The following is a 13187-nucleotide window of genomic DNA, read 5'->3' as shown; positions in this document are numbered from 1 at the left end:
CTCGTTCACGGCACTACGAGGCGTAGTCCTCCAGCATCTCGGTGACGAGAGCCGCGATCGGCGAACGCTCCGAGCGCGTCAGGGTGACGTGGGCGAAGAGCGGGTGGCCCTTCAGCTTCTCGATCACCGCCGCCACGCCGTCGTGCCGGCCGACCCGCAGGTTGTCGCGCTGCGCCACGTCGTGCGTCAGCACCACCCGCGAGTTGCTGCCCAGTCGCGACAGCACGGTCAGCAACACGTTGCGCTCCAGCGACTGCGCCTCGTCCACGATCACGAAGGAGTCGTGCAGCGAGCGGCCGCGGATGTGGGTGAGGGGCAGGACCTCGAGCATGCCCCGGTCCATCACCTCTTCCACGACCGCCTGGCTCACCAGCGCGCCGAGGGTGTCGAACACCGCCTGCGCCCACGGCCCCATCTTCTCGTTCTCGCTACCCGGCAGGTAGCCGAGCTCCTGGCCACCGACCGCGTACAGCGGCCGGAACACCACGACCTTGCGGTGCTGCCTGCGTTCCATCACCGCTTCGAGACCGGCGCACAGCGCCAGTGCCGATTTGCCGGTGCCGGCACGTCCGCCCAGCGAGACGATGCCGACCTCCGAGTCCAGCAGCAGGTCCAGGGCGATCCGCTGTTCGGCGGACCTCCCGTGCAGTCCGAACGCCTCCCGATCTCCGCGCACCAGCTTGATCTGCTTGTCCGCGGTCACCCGGCCCAGAGCGCTCGAGGTGCCCGCCAGCAACCGGATTCCGGTGTGGCAGGGCAGTTCCGCGATGTGCTCCAGGTCCTCGTACTGGGTGGGGTCGACGACGTTGTCCTTGAACAGGTTGTCCACCAGGGACTGGGGAACGTCCAGATCGGACATTCCCGTCCAGCCTGACAGGGTGACGTCGTGTGCCCGGTACTCCTCCGCCTGCAGGCCGACCGATCCGGCCTTGACCCGCAGGGGCATGTCCTTGGTCACCAGGGTGACGTTGCGTCCCTCAGCAGCGAGGTTGAGGGAGCAGGCGAGGATTCGGGCGTCGTTGGAGTCCGTTCGGAAACCTGATGGCAACACCTCCGGGTCGGAGTGGTTGAGCTCGACGTGCAAGGTGCCTCCCAGATCCCCGATGGGGATCGGCGAATCGAGGCGACCATGCCGCAAGCGCAGGTCGTCGAGCAGTCGCAGGGCTTCCCTCGCGAACCATCCCAGTTCGGGGTGGTGGCGCTTGCCCTCCAGCTCGCTGATCACCACGAGCGGGAGCACGACCTCGTGCTCCGCGAAACGGGTGGCGGCGAGAGGATCGGACAGCAGTACCGACGTGTCCAGCACATATGTCGTGATGGCTGGGGCGGCGGACTTGCGCCGGGAGGAAGAACTGCGCGATGAGCCTGAGGAACGGCTCGCGGGACGTCGTGCGTTCACGGCAACTCCCTCACGAACGCGGCACCCGCGTCCGCTCCTCGCTGGGCCAGGCACCACCCTGATTGATCGTCTTGCCTTCCGCCGGTGTGGCGTCAGGCAGGTCGACCACGAGGGCCGGGTGCCGGCCCCCTCGCGACGTTGTCAGCCACGATCAGAGCCTCCCTGCGCGGTCCGCAGTGGTCGCGTCCCGCCGCTTTCGAAGTTACCTGTGGGAGTGCCCCATCTGCACGAAGCCACACAGGTGAATCCCGATTTGTCATCTGCCCGAAAACATCCCGAAACGTGACCGCTGCCGTGTTTCCGCTGGTCACATGCTGTTCTCGTGCGTGTTGCGCGCCAGCCACGACAATCCGTCCCTGACCTGGGATTCGAGGGATTTCGGCACGAGGGGCTCGTCGAGAAGTCTCAGATAGCGGGAGTCGAGCGATTCGCCGGGCGCCCGGACGTCGAGCCAGGCCCGCACCAGGCGCACCCCTTCGACGTATGTCGTGGTGTACGCGCGCCACAGCGGATCGGCCAGGAAACGGACCATCTGCCGTGCGCGACGCTCCGGGACCAGCAGCCACCTGCGCAGGTACGCAACGACGTCATCCTGATCCGCGCCACGATCGTGTAGCAGCAGGGCGGCGTCCTGCCGCACCGTGAGCAGGCCCGATGCCGCCGACTCCACCTCTTCGGACAGTTCGCCGTCCATTCGCAACCCCAGGTCGCGGAAGATCTGCTCCGTCCACACGCCCCAGCCGGGCCCGACCGCGGCGTGCAGGCCGAGATCGGCCATGCCCTCGGCCATCAGGCACTGCGGCGTGTTGATCAGGAAGATCGACTGCTCCTCGTACCCGCGCTTGGCGACCAGGCCTGACTCCTTTCGGCAGTGCTCGGTGTGGTGGCCGGGGTAGGACTCGTGCGCGACCAGGTGCGGCAGGTTCGCCATGCGGTGGCCCAGGTCGGCGTTGACCGCGACCCGGCTGCGGTAACCGCCGAGGTAGTAGTTGAAGCCGCTCCACGGCTTGTTCGTGACGATCCGGTACTCCACGATCTCCTGCTCGGGCAGCGCGTACTTCTGGCGCACCCGGTCCCTCAGCGCGCTCGACAGGGCCTGCACGGCGCCCTGGAGCCTGCGTGCGGGCACCTCGTCGGCCGCGCGGAAGGCTGTGAGGCGGTCGGCGAGCGAACCCGGCCCGGCGAGCGCCACGTCGAGCTTGCGGTGGGCCTGCGCGTACGCGTCCTCGTCACCGGGGCGGATGCGCACCTGGAAGTACCGCTCGACCTCGTCGACGAACGAGATGCGCTCGCCGTCGAGCCTGCGGGCCGTGCACTCCAACGCCCGCAGGTGCGCGGCGAGGAACTGTTTGCGCTGGTCAGCGAGGTCGCTGCCGGGGATCTCCCCGCGCAGCCGACGCGCGTGGTCGCCCAGTGCCCTCGGGTGCAGGCGCGGCTCGTTGTCGACGGCGCGGCTCAACGCCGGGTCGCCGGTGAACGAGTCGACGAACCCGGACACGAGGCGCCCGAGCCGCAGCCCCAGCACCAGATATCCGCGCACCAGCTCGTTGGCGTCCATGAGTCGGAGAGCTTAAGGCGTCTACCACAGCGTCTTACTCGCGACCGAATCGCGAAACGACGACCACCTGATCGGGGAATGTCGTTGATCTTGGTGTCACACAATGGGGCTAATGGGAGCATCAAGCTGAACGGGCGCGGGTAACTTTCGCACAAGGACCCCAAGTCCGGAGATCCCCGAAGACTCCGGAAATGACGGGGATGACCCGACATGAAGGAGAATGACGTGAAGAGGACTTTCGCAGTGGTTGCGGCCGCTGCTGCTCTGTCGCTCGCGTTCGCCCCGGCAGCCATGGCGGGAGGGGACGACGACCACCACCACCACTACCACGGCTTCCACCAGACCAACGGCTCGCTTCTGAGCGTGCTGAACGGTAACAACGTGAACGCCGTTCTCGGCGTCTGCGGCAACAACGTGGGCGTGCTGGGTGCTGCGGTGCCGATCAACTCCCCGAGCTTCACCGAGACCTGCGCTGCCGGCGGCATCGTGGACGGCGACGACGTCAACGTCGACGGCTGATTTTCGCTCGCAGTTTTTTCATGTCCAGGGGCGTCGTTTCGGGCGTCCCTGGACTCTTTCTGGCAGTAGCACTTGTTCACAAGGAGAAGAAATGCTGAAGAAGGCGTGTGTCGCCACGGTCGCTGCGGCTGGCCTCATGATGTTCGGCGCCGGGATGGCGTCCGCGGCACCTGACGGCTTCCACCAGACCAACGGCTCGGTGCTGAGCGTGCTGAACGGCAACAACGTGAACGCCGTTGTCGGCGCCTGCAACAACAACGTGGGCGTGCTGGGTGCTGCGGTGCCGGTCAACTCCCCGAGCTTCACCGAGACCTGCGCCGCGGGCGGCGTCGTGGACGGCGACGACGTCAACGTCGAGGGCTGACGTTCTCGGTTCGAAGGGGCGCTCACCTCGTGGTGAGCGCCCCTTCGGCGTTTCGTCAGCTGCCGTAACGGCGGTGGCGCTTGGCGTACTCGCGCATGGCCCGCAGGAAGTCGGTGCGCCGGAAGCCGGGCCAGTAGGCCTCGCAGAACCAGAACTCCGAGTGCGCCGACTGCCAGAGCATGAAACCGGAGAGCCGCTGCTCACCGGACGTGCGGATGATCAGGTCGGGGTCGGGCTGCCCGGACGTGTAGAGGTGCTCCGCGATGTGGTCGACGTCGAGCACCTCGGCGAGCTCCTCGATGGTGCCGCCACGCTCGGCGTGCGCCTGCAGGAGCTTCCGGACGGCGTCCGCGATCTCCTGCCGCCCGCCGTACGCGACGGCGACGTTGACCTGGATGCCCGTGCGGTTCTTGGTGCGCGCCGCGGCGTTCGTGAGGCGCTCGGCGTGCTCCTTGGGCAGCATGTCGATGGCACCGACGTGCCGGACGCGCCACGGCTTGCCGTCCCCGGCCAGCTCGTCGGTGATGTCCGCGATGATGTCGAGCAACGGCGCGAGCTCGTCGTTGTCGCGGTTGAGGTTGTCGGTGCTCAGCATCCAGAGGGTGACGACCTCCACGTCGGCGTCACCGCACCAGTCGAGCAGTTCGAGGATCTTGCGCGCGCCGGCCCTGTGGCCGTGCGCGACATCGGTGAAGCCGGCTTCCCTGGCCCACCTGCGGTTGCCGTCGAGGACCACGCCGACGTGTTTGGGCGCCTGTGGCGTCGTGCTCAGCTCGCGGCGGAGAATCCACTCGTAGAGGTGGATAGCGACGTCTTTCACACGGGTGCGGAGTGCCACGTCCGAACAGCGTACGCCGTGCAAGGTTCATCACTGAGTACTGGTCGGAAACCTACGGTCGCGTAACCTAGGTTCCCGTGACCACTGCGACCGTTCCTCCCCAGCCCGGACTGCGGCCGCGCCTGCGTGGATGGCTGCACTTCTGGTCGTTCATCGCCTCGGTGGCGACAGGCGCGACGTTGATCGCTCTCGCGGCGTCCACGGTGTCCGCGCGCGCTGCCCTGGCAACCTCCGTCTACGGCCTCACGGTCGTGGGCCTCTTCGGTGTTTCGGCGCTGTACCACCGCGTGACGTGGAAGTCCGACCGCGTCCGCACGTGGATGAAGCGCATGGACCACTCGATGATCTTCGTGTTCATCGCCGGTACCTACACGCCGTTCGCGCTGCTGGCCATGAATCCCGGCACGGGGCGCGTCGTGCTCACCGTGGTGTGGGTCGGCGCGATCCTCGGCGTCACGCTGAAGCTGGCCTGGCCGCACGCGCCGCGCTGGCTCGGTGTGCCCATCTACATCGCGCTCGGGTGGGTCGCGGTCTTCGTGCTGCCCGAGCTGCTGCACCACGCCGGGGTCGCGGCCCTGGTGCTGCTGCTGGTGGGCGGGGCTCTCTACACGGTGGGAGCGGTGTTCTACGCGACCCGGTGGCCCAACCCGTGGCCGCAGGTGTTCGGGTACCACGAGTTCTTCCACGCCGCGACCGTGGTGGCGGCGATCTGCCACTACATCGCCATCTGGCTCGCGATGTACTCCTGAGCACGGGTGCGTCTGACCCGCTGTGACGAACTCGTTCTGCGAGCAGGGGAGCTGCCCCAGGGACAGCTCCCCTCCTGGCGTCAGCGGCCGCCGCGGGCCATGTGCAGCACGTCGAGCGCCGCGTCCAGCTGTTCCTCGGTGAGCTTGCCCGGCACGTGGCCGCGCTCCAGCACCACCTCGCGGATCGTCTTGCGCTCCTTCAGCGACTGCTTGGCGATCGACGCCGCCTCCTCGTAGCCGATGTAGCGGTTCAGCGGCGTGACGATGGACGGGGACGACTCCGCGTACTCGCTCATCCGCGCCACCTGCGGTTCGGTGTTGAGCAGGACCTTGTCGGCGAGCAGGCGGGCCACGGCGGCGAGCAGGCGGGACGACTCCAGGACGTTGCGGGCGATGACCGGCAGCATCACGTTCAGCTGGAAGTTGCCCTGCGAGCCGGCGAACGCGACGGTGGCGTCGTTGCCGATGACCTGCGCGACGACCATCATCGTGGCTTCGGAGATCACCGGGTTGACCTTGCCCGGCATGATCGAGCTGCCCGGCTGGAGGTCCGGAAGCGCCAGTTCGCCGAGGCCGGTGCGGGGGCCGGAGCCCAGCCAGCGGAGGTCGTTGGCGATCTTGAACAGTGCCACGGCCGACGCGCGGAGCTGGCCGGAGATCTCGACGACGCCGTCCTGGGTGGCCTGGGCCTCGAAGTGGTCGCGGGCTTCCACGAGTGGCAGGTCGGTGGTCTTGGCCAGTTCGGCCGACACGGCCGCGCCGAAGCCCTCGGGGGCGTTCAGGCCGCTGCCGACCGCGGTGCCGCCGATCGGCAGTTCCGCCAGCCGCGGGATGGAGGACCGCAGGCGCTCGACGGAGTAGCGGACCTGGGCCGCCCAGGCGCCCGCCTCCTGGCCCAGGGTGATCGGGACGGCGTCCATGAGGTGGGTGCGGCCCGACTTGACCAGGTCGGACCACTCGGCGGCGCGTGACTCCAGGACGCCCAGGAGGTGTTCGAGCGACGGGATCACGTCGGTCACCACGGCCTCGGTGGCGGCCACGCGCAGGGTCGTCGGGAACGTGTCGTTGGACGACTGCGAGGCGTTGACGTGGTCGTTCGGGTGCACGTCGCGGCCCAGTGCGCGGGTGGCGAGGGTGGCGATGACCTCGTTGGCGTTCATGTTCGAGGACGTGCCGGAGCCCGTCTGGAAGACGTCGACCGGGAAGTGGGCGTCCCACTGGCCCGCGGCCACCTCGTCGGCCGCGGCGGCGATGGCGGAGGCGAGGTCCTCGTCGAGAACGCCCAGCCGGGCGTTCACCCTGGCCGCCGCTGCCTTGAGCAGGCCCAGTGCCCTGATCTGGGCGCGTTCCAGGCCTCGACCGGAAATCGGGAAGTTCTCGACCGCGCGTTGTGTTTGGGCGCGCCACAATGCGTCGATCGGCACGCGGACCTCACCCATCGTGTCGTGCTCGACGCGGTACTCCTGTTCAGACATACCTCCGAGTCTCTATCGTCGATCACAGCACTGCCACCCACCACTGGCAGAAGGGCACCTCTCATGGAGCGTGACGTCGACCTCCTCATCGTGGGAGCTGGTCCCACGGGGTTGTTCGCCGCTTACTACGCAGGCTTCCGGGAAATGAACGTCGCCGTGGTCGACGCTCTGCCAGAACCGGGTGGCCAGGTCACGGCGATGTATCCGGAGAAGATGATTTTCGACGTGGCCGGGTTCCCCGCCGTGCGGGGACGCGACCTCGTCAACGGGCTGGTGGAGCAGGCCGCGCAGTTCAAGCCGACCTACCTGCTCGGCCGCCAGGCGCGCACCTGTGAGTCCATTGAGGACGGTCTGCGGGTCGGTCTCGCGGACGGTTCCTCCATCACCACCAGGGCCGTGCTGATCACGGCGGGCATGGGCGAGTTCAACCCGCGCCCGCTGCCCGCCGGTGACGGCTGGCTGGGGCGCGGCATGGTGCACTTCGTGCCGGTGCTGGCCGAGCACGCCGGGCAGCACGTGGTGATCGTGGGCGGTGGCGACTCGGCGTTCGACTGGGCGCTGGCGCTGCACCCGATCGCCGCGAGCGTCAAGATCGTGCACCGCAGGGCCAACTTCCGCGCGCACGCGGCCACCGTGCGCCAGGTGCGGGAGCTCGGCGTGGAGATCATCACCGACGCCGAGGTGCTGGCCCTGCGCGGCGAGCCACTGTCCGAAGTGGACATCAAGGTCAAGGGCGGCGACGCTCGGACGTTGCCCGCGCAGACGGTCGTCGCGGCCCTCGGGTTCACCGCGGACCTCGGGCCGATCGAGGCGTGGGGGCTCGAGCTCGACCACCGCGCGGTGCTCGTCGACTCGACCATGAAGACCAAGCTGGACAGGATCTACGCGGCGGGCGACGTCGCGCACTACCCCGGCAAGGTCAAGCTCATCGCGACCGGGTTCGGCGAGGCGGCGACCGCGGTCAACAACATCGCGGTGGCCCTCAACCCCTCGGCGCACCTGTTCCCCGGGCATTCGAGCGACGGCAGCTGACGCGTGCGCCGGGGGCCGGTCAGGCCCCCGGCAGCGGCGCGGGGTCGTGCTTCGCCAGGTGCTGGAAGATGATCGACGTGCGGAAGCCGACGATCTCCTTGCGCTGACTCAGCCTGTCGACCAGGAACGCGTGCAGGCGGTCGTTGTCCTGGGCGCTCACGTGGATCACGAAGTCGTCGCTGCCCGCCATCACGAACACCGCCGTCACCTCGGGGAGACCGGCGGCGAACGCCTTGAAGGCGTCGATCACGGTGCGGCTCAGCGGGCGGACCTGCACCGACACCAGCGCCTGCACGCCCCGGTTCAGCGCGGCCGGCGCGATGTCCGCGTGGTAGCCGCGGATCACACCCCGCTCGCGCAGCAGGCGGGTGCGCTCCAGGCACGTCGACGGCGCCACGCCGACCTTCCGGGCGATGTCGCGGTTCGACTGCCGGGCATCGCGCTGCAGTTCGCGCACGATCGCCGAATCAAGTTCATCCATCGCGCTCCCCAGGTCGCTGTGCCGAACAACGTTCGGCACAGCACGTCAACGGTTGCTGTTCACCCTAACTTCGAGGTCGAAGGCTGACTGAAGTTCGGGAGGAACGCAGATGTGGGAGCACGAACGACTCGTCGTCCGCACCGGCAGGCGGTCGGGGATGACCACCATGGTCGCCCTGCACTCGACCGAGGCGGGGCCGGCGGTCGGCGGGTGCCGGATGAAGGCGTACGCGCAGATCGGCGACGCCGTCACGGACGTTCTGCGGTTGTCCAAGGCGATGACGCTGAAGTGCGAGGCAGCCGGAATTCCGCACGGGGGAGCCAAGAGCGTGATCGTGGTCGACGGCGAGCTCACGCCGGAACGCAGGCGCGCCGTGCTGCTCGACCACGCCGACCTGATCAACGAGTTCGGCGGCGCCTACCGCGCCGGGCCCGACGTCGGAACCGGACCGGCCGACATGCTGGTGCTCAGGGAACTCACGCCGCACGCCTACTGCCTGCCCGAGGAGCACGGCGGCACGGGATCGTCGAGCGGGCCCACCGCGCGAGGTGTGCTGGCGGCGTTGAAAGCGGCCGCGCGCCACACCTTCGGCACGTCGGACCTCACCGGCAGGAAGGTCGTGATCAGCGGGTTCGGGTCGGTGGGCGAGCTGATCGCGCGGGGCCTCGAAGGCGCTGACATCACGGTGTCCGACGTCGACGAGAGCAGGCGGACGGACGAGTTCGGCTGGGTGCACCCCGACGAGGCGTACGAGCTCAAAGCCGACGTGCTCGTGCCGGCCGCGGTGGGCGGGGTGCTGGGCCCGGAGACGGTGGCGCGGCTCGACGTCCGGCTGGTCGTGGGGCCGGCCAACAACCAGCTCACCGACGACGGCGTGGCCGCGCTGCTGGAGGAGCGCGGCATCGTGTGGGTCCCCGATCACGTGGCGAGCGCCGGAGGGGTGATCTACACGCTGGCCAGGGAGGACGACGGGGCCGACCACGAGACCGCGCTGAAGCGCGTCGACGGCATCGAGGCCACCGTCGAGAGGCTGCTCCTCGCGCGTCAGCGAGACGACAGCGGGACGTCGTCGCCTGTCGGCAACATGGGCATCTAGAACGCACGGGGTTGCGCGTGTCAGGGGACGCGCACCGAGCAACCCAGGGGGATTTCGTGATTCACATCTGCTGGGCCGACATGGTGCCCGGCCTGCCGTGGTGGGCCGGGCCCGTCACGCGTCAGCCGCGCGCGGTGTACTGGCAGCCGCTGTCCGATCTCGTCGAGCGGCGGGTGAACGCCTCGGTCGACACGTCGGGCTGGGGTTCCGGCGTGCTGGTCGAGCTGACGGTGCCGGACCTGCTGAGTCCCGACGTCGCGGTGATGCCGGGGTTCGCCGTGGCGCAGCTCGCGTTGCCGGAGGCGCTCAACCGGTCGCGGGACGTCGAGCTCGTCGTCGAGGCGCTCGAGGACGGGGTGCACGCGGTGGTCGAGCGGGTCGCGCGGCGGCTCGGGGTGCCGTACGCGCGGACGAACGCCGAGCCCGCGAGCCTGGAGCACCCGCTGCGGCTCAGCACGCTGGCCGGGCGGTTCGGTGGGACGATCGCGCTCGTGGCGCCGCACGCGCGGCTGGACGAGTTCGTGGCGACGCTGAACGCGGCCGAGGTCGAGTGGGAGGGGTACGAGGGGTGGCGGATCGTGCGGGCGAACGACGAACCCGCCGGGCGGCCCGTGTCCGATGTGGACTTCAGCGCCGTGGACGTGCCCGTCCTGCTGGAGGACCTGTCCGCCGACCCCGGAACGGCCCTGGTCGTGGCCGGCAAGGAACTCGAACGGCTCACGGGGTGGTTGCCGAACGGTCTCGCCGCGCGCGTCTCGGTGATGGGACGCGATGATGGGTGCTGGTGGGCTGCTATCGGTTGAGGAGAGCGGAATGACCCGGTGGAAGACGATCGCGGTGCTCGCCGCGGTCACCGTGCTCGGGGGCTGCTCGCCGGAGCAGACCTGGGCCGCGAAGCTCACGCCGACCGGGCTGCCGCAGTTCGTCGACACCGCCTGCGGTGGGCAGCGCGTCGCGGCCATGTGGGTGCGAGCGGAGGAGAAGGAGATCTGGCGGATCGGGTTCGCCCAGCCCGCCGAGGTCCGCGAGCTCACCGTCGGTCAGAAACCCGGAGGCGCGGAGGAGGAGGTCGCCTGGCAGCGGCCGAGCGGTGACGCGCCGCTGCGACTGTCCGTGCAACTCCAGGACGGCAGCACCCCCGTCGTGGAGTTCACGCTCGACGGCCTGAAGGACGGCAAGGTCAGCTACGACGGCGAGTACCTCAGCGCGGACGACTTCGCGAAGAAGCGCGCGGCGTGCTAGAAGGCCCGACCGGGAGCCGGTCAGGCCTTCCAACGGGCGAGTTACGGCAGGACCTGCACCTTCTCGCCGATCATCAGGTTGTCGTAGAACACGAGCGACGCATCCATGGTCATCCGGATGCACCCGTGGGACTGGACGGCGGTGTCACCCTGGTGGAACGCGATGCCGTCGTTGGTGAAGTACACCGCGTTGGGCATCGGGCCGTTGTAGGGGACACTCCAGTCGTTCTTCACCTTGCGCAGCACCGAGAACGTACCCACCGGGGTCTCGTACCCCGGCTTGCCGTGACTGACGGTCACCGGCCCGTAGCTCGTCTTGCCGTTGAAGACCAGCCAGGCCTTGTTCGAATGCTTTTCCAGGCACGCTCCGTTGTAGACGGTGCATCCCGCCTGAGCCTGTGCGGGAACAGCGAAGCCGAGGATCAGGAGCACCGTCGCGATCAGAACTCGCATCTCGCATCACCCCTCTGTAGTGGTGTAGCCACCACGGGGTGATTTCAATCATCACCTTATGGAAGAACTTGGACGCGCTCGCCGGGCCACAGGTTGTCGAAGAAGACCTCGGAGTCGTTCCAGGTGAGGCGGACGCAGCCGTGCGACTGGGAGTTCAGGTCGCCCTGGTGGAACGCGACGCCGTCGGTGGTGAAGTAGACGGCGTTGGGCATCGGGCCGTTGTAGGGGACGCTCCAGTCGTTCTTCACCTTGCGCAGCACCGGGAAGTCGCCCACGGGTGTGGCGAAGCCGGGCTTGCCGTGGCTGATCCGGACCGGGCCGTAGCTCGTCACGCCGTTGGTGACGAGCCACGCCAGATTAGTGTGCTTCTGGACGCACGCTCCGTTGTGGACTGTGCAGCCGGAAGCCTGCGCGGGCGACGCGAAGCTGAGCAGGAACAGGGCCGTTACGGCCAGGGCTCTCATGGTTGATGATCATGAGACCACCTGGACGGTGTCGCCAATCGAAAGGTTGTTGAAGTAGTACTTCGCCGACGGCGGGTCCAGGTGGATGCAGCCGTGCGACGGTACGGTCAGCGAACCCTCGTGGAACGCGATGCCGCTCTCGGTGAAGTACGTCGACCACGGCATCGCCGCGTTGTACGGGCGGCTCCAGTCGTCCTTCACCTTGCGCAGCACCGGGAAGTTGCCGAGCGGCGTCTCGAAGCCCTTGCGGCCGTGGGTGATCGGCGTCGGGCCGTAGACGATCTTGTCGGCCCGGACGATCCACGTCTGGTTCGTGGAGAGCTGGATGCACGCGCCGTCGCTGATGGTGCACGGCGTCGGCTTCACCACGGGCGGAGGCGGCGGGGGCGGCGGCGGGGCAGGCGTCGACGAGGGCGTGGAAGGCGGTGCCTCGGAAGGCGGCGCCGGAGACGCCGAAGAAGCTGACGAATGCGGTGGTGCGGCTGGAGTATCGGCCTTCACGGCCCCCTGCGCGCATCCCGCCACCGACATCAACGCGACCGCCACGAGCAGCATCCTCATCGCGCACCCCCTGGTTGTTCCATCCCTTGCCGAAGTAGACGACGGGACGTGTGCCCAGGTTGCAACGCGAAGGTCCGCCTCCCGTAACGGTTGGGAGACGGACCTTCGGAATGCGTTTACCGATCTACCGGGTCAGTTCACACGGTGCCGGCGTACTGGCTGATCCACGAGCGGAAGTACGGGACGTCCACGTAGATCGACGGAGCGGTCGCGCAGGTCGCGCCGCCACCGGAGCGGCTGGTCGCGCCGATGAGCTCCCAGCGGCCGTTCACGGACTTCACCTGCGGGCCACCCGAGTCGCCGTAGCAGGCGCCCTTGTTGCCACCGGTGTTGTTGGTGCAGATCTCCGAGGCACCGCTGATGCCGGCGCAACGGCTGTCCGTCACGATCGAGGTGTTGAGCTCCTGCAGGGTGATCGGAGCGGAGCCGCAACCGCGGGTCGGGCAGGTCTGGCCCCAGCCGATGATGCGGGTGGCGGTGCCGACCGCGCCGGAGGAGGCCGACACGGGAGCGGGCGCCTGGCTGACCGAGGTGTTGAGCTGCACCAGCGCCAGGTCGGCGGACGGGTGGTTGATGATCCGCGACGCGCCGGTGGTGGTGCCGCCGCTGGTGCGGTTGGTCGTGCCGATCCGGGTGCGGATCGAGGCCGCGGACGAGCCCTGGACGCAGTGCTTCGCCGTCACGACCCAGTTGGCCTTGATCAGCGTGCCGCCGCAGAAGTGGCTTCCGGAGGTGCTCTGCAGGGAGACCATCCAGGAGTACACCTGCGTGGCGTTGGTGCCGCCGACGATCATCGGCGAGACCTCGCCGTCAGCGGTGGGAGCCGGAGCCGCGGTGGCCGCGGTGACCGAGGCGAGCAGAGCGCCCGCGGCCACGACGACTGCGGAGAACAACGAACGTGCCCTCATCGTTGATTTCCTTTCCTGAACCCGGCGCAGGGTTGCCGGGGTCAGGTCG

Annotated in this window: 16 protein-coding genes; 7 read left to right on the top strand and 9 right to left on the bottom strand. The window is 68.6% G+C overall.

The genetic code is table 11. The features are described 5' to 3' along the window. Nucleotides 1-13 precede the first annotated feature (13 nt). Nucleotides 14-1306 (bottom strand): PhoH family protein, encoded by a 1293-nt coding sequence (locus ORI60_RS39335; protein WP_323055994.1) that lies wholly within the window; start codon nucleotides 1304-1306, stop codon nucleotides 14-16. Nucleotides 1307-1706: 400 nt separating this feature from the next. After that, nucleotides 1707-2957, bottom strand: coding sequence for a DUF885 family protein (locus ORI60_RS39330; protein WP_266043096.1), 1251 nt, complete (start codon nucleotides 2955-2957; stop codon nucleotides 1707-1709). A gap of 225 nt (nucleotides 2958-3182) precedes the next feature. Here ORI60_RS39330 and ORI60_RS39325 point away from each other — a divergent pair, with 225 nt between their 5' ends. Both ORI60_RS39325 and ORI60_RS39320 read left to right on the top strand, forming a co-directional pair. Next, nucleotides 3183-3476, top strand: coding sequence for a hypothetical protein (locus ORI60_RS39325; protein WP_266043095.1), 294 nt, complete (start codon nucleotides 3183-3185; stop codon nucleotides 3474-3476). A 91-nt stretch (nucleotides 3477-3567) separates the two neighbouring features. Then, nucleotides 3568-3840, top strand: a complete 273-nt coding sequence (locus tag ORI60_RS39320; protein ID WP_266043094.1) for a hypothetical protein — start codon at nucleotides 3568-3570, stop codon at nucleotides 3838-3840. A gap of 55 nt (nucleotides 3841-3895) precedes the next feature. Here the strand turns inward: ORI60_RS39320 and ORI60_RS39315 are convergent, their stop codons facing one another. Then, nucleotides 3896-4678 (bottom strand): isoprenyl transferase, encoded by a 783-nt coding sequence (locus tag ORI60_RS39315; protein ID WP_266043093.1) that lies wholly within the window; start codon nucleotides 4676-4678, stop codon nucleotides 3896-3898. A 77-nt stretch (nucleotides 4679-4755) separates the two neighbouring features. On the opposite strand from ORI60_RS39315, the gene trhA reads away from it, so the two are divergent. Further along, nucleotides 4756-5427 (top strand): PAQR family membrane homeostasis protein TrhA, encoded by a 672-nt coding sequence (trhA, locus tag ORI60_RS39310; protein WP_266043092.1) that lies wholly within the window; start codon nucleotides 4756-4758, stop codon nucleotides 5425-5427. An 80-nt stretch (nucleotides 5428-5507) separates the two neighbouring features. Here trhA and ORI60_RS39305 read toward each other — a convergent pair whose 3' ends face one another. Further along, entirely contained in the window at nucleotides 5508-6902 is a 1395-nt protein-coding gene (locus ORI60_RS39305; RefSeq protein ID WP_266043091.1) for a class II fumarate hydratase, read from the bottom strand. A 63-nt stretch (nucleotides 6903-6965) separates the two neighbouring features. Between ORI60_RS39305 and ORI60_RS39300 the strand changes: the two genes are divergently transcribed. Further along, nucleotides 6966-7934 (top strand): NAD(P)/FAD-dependent oxidoreductase, encoded by a 969-nt coding sequence (locus ORI60_RS39300; protein WP_266043090.1) that lies wholly within the window; start codon nucleotides 6966-6968, stop codon nucleotides 7932-7934. 19 nt (nucleotides 7935-7953) lie between these two features. Here ORI60_RS39300 and ORI60_RS39295 read toward each other — a convergent pair whose 3' ends face one another. After that, nucleotides 7954-8415 carry an Lrp/AsnC family transcriptional regulator gene (locus ORI60_RS39295; protein WP_266043089.1) on the bottom strand — a complete coding sequence of 154 codons (462 nt, stop codon included), beginning with the start codon at nucleotides 8413-8415 and terminating at the stop codon, nucleotides 7954-7956. Between the two features lie 109 nt (nucleotides 8416-8524). Here ORI60_RS39295 and ORI60_RS39290 point away from each other — a divergent pair, with 109 nt between their 5' ends. From ORI60_RS39290 to ORI60_RS39280, 3 genes are read left to right on the top strand one after another with little or no spacing between them, the layout of a single operon-like run. Then, nucleotides 8525-9511 (top strand): Glu/Leu/Phe/Val dehydrogenase dimerization domain-containing protein, encoded by a 987-nt coding sequence (locus ORI60_RS39290; RefSeq protein WP_266043088.1) that lies wholly within the window; start codon nucleotides 8525-8527, stop codon nucleotides 9509-9511. Between the two features lie 56 nt (nucleotides 9512-9567). Beyond that, nucleotides 9568-10314, top strand: a complete 747-nt coding sequence (locus ORI60_RS39285; RefSeq protein ID WP_266043087.1) for a hypothetical protein — start codon at nucleotides 9568-9570, stop codon at nucleotides 10312-10314. 10 nt (nucleotides 10315-10324) lie between these two features. After that, nucleotides 10325-10753: a hypothetical protein gene (locus ORI60_RS39280; RefSeq protein ID WP_266043086.1), complete on the top strand. Its 429-nt coding sequence runs from the start codon at nucleotides 10325-10327 to the stop codon at nucleotides 10751-10753. A gap of 41 nt (nucleotides 10754-10794) precedes the next feature. Here ORI60_RS39280 and ORI60_RS39275 read toward each other — a convergent pair whose 3' ends face one another. The 4 genes from ORI60_RS39275 to ORI60_RS39260 form a co-directional block, all read right to left on the bottom strand. Beyond that, entirely contained in the window at nucleotides 10795-11205 is a 411-nt protein-coding gene (locus ORI60_RS39275) for a L,D-transpeptidase (protein WP_266043085.1), read from the bottom strand. Between the two features lie 56 nt (nucleotides 11206-11261). Further along, on the bottom strand, nucleotides 11262-11669 hold the full coding sequence (locus ORI60_RS39270) for a L,D-transpeptidase (protein ID WP_266043084.1): 408 nt from the start codon (nucleotides 11667-11669) through the stop codon (nucleotides 11262-11264). Between the two features lie 9 nt (nucleotides 11670-11678). Continuing rightward, the gene (locus ORI60_RS39265; protein ID WP_266043083.1) at nucleotides 11679-12038 is read right to left on the bottom strand and encodes a L,D-transpeptidase; all 360 of its coding nucleotides are present in this window, start codon (nucleotides 12036-12038) and stop codon (nucleotides 11679-11681) included. 329 nt (nucleotides 12039-12367) lie between these two features. Further along, entirely contained in the window at nucleotides 12368-13138 is a 771-nt protein-coding gene (locus ORI60_RS39260) for a S1 family peptidase (protein ID WP_266043082.1), read from the bottom strand. Nucleotides 13139-13187 lie beyond the last annotated feature (49 nt).

The sequence above is a fragment of the Lentzea sp. NEAU-D7 genome, from assembly GCF_026242055.1.
Taxonomy (GTDB): Bacteria; Actinomycetota; Actinomycetes; order Mycobacteriales; family Pseudonocardiaceae; genus Lentzea.
This window is presented reverse-complemented; position numbering and strand designations above follow the sequence as displayed.

Bases quoted from the DNA above. Each gene is read 5' to 3' on its own strand.
- ORI60_RS39330 (WP_266043096.1), bottom strand. From the start codon at position 2,957: ATGGACGCCAACGAGCTGGTGCGCGGATATCTGGTGCTGGGGCTGCGG.
- ORI60_RS39320 (WP_266043094.1), top strand. From the start codon at position 3,568: ATGCTGAAGAAGGCGTGTGTCGCCACGGTCGCTGCGGCTGGCCTCATG.
- ORI60_RS39305 (WP_266043091.1), bottom strand. From the start codon at position 6,902: ATGTCTGAACAGGAGTACCGCGTCGAGCACGACACGATGGGTGAGGTC.
- ORI60_RS39300 (WP_266043090.1), top strand. From the start codon at position 6,966: ATGGAGCGTGACGTCGACCTCCTCATCGTGGGAGCTGGTCCCACGGGG.
- ORI60_RS39295 (WP_266043089.1), bottom strand. From the start codon at position 8,415: ATGGATGAACTTGATTCGGCGATCGTGCGCGAACTGCAGCGCGATGCC.
- ORI60_RS39290 (WP_266043088.1), top strand. From the start codon at position 8,525: ATGTGGGAGCACGAACGACTCGTCGTCCGCACCGGCAGGCGGTCGGGG.
- ORI60_RS39280 (WP_266043086.1), top strand. From the start codon at position 10,325: ATGACCCGGTGGAAGACGATCGCGGTGCTCGCCGCGGTCACCGTGCTC.
- ORI60_RS39275 (WP_266043085.1), bottom strand. From the start codon at position 11,205: ATGCGAGTTCTGATCGCGACGGTGCTCCTGATCCTCGGCTTCGCTGTT.
- ORI60_RS39270 (WP_266043084.1), bottom strand. From the start codon at position 11,669: ATGAGAGCCCTGGCCGTAACGGCCCTGTTCCTGCTCAGCTTCGCGTCG.
- ORI60_RS39260 (WP_266043082.1), bottom strand. From the start codon at position 13,138: ATGAGGGCACGTTCGTTGTTCTCCGCAGTCGTCGTGGCCGCGGGCGCT.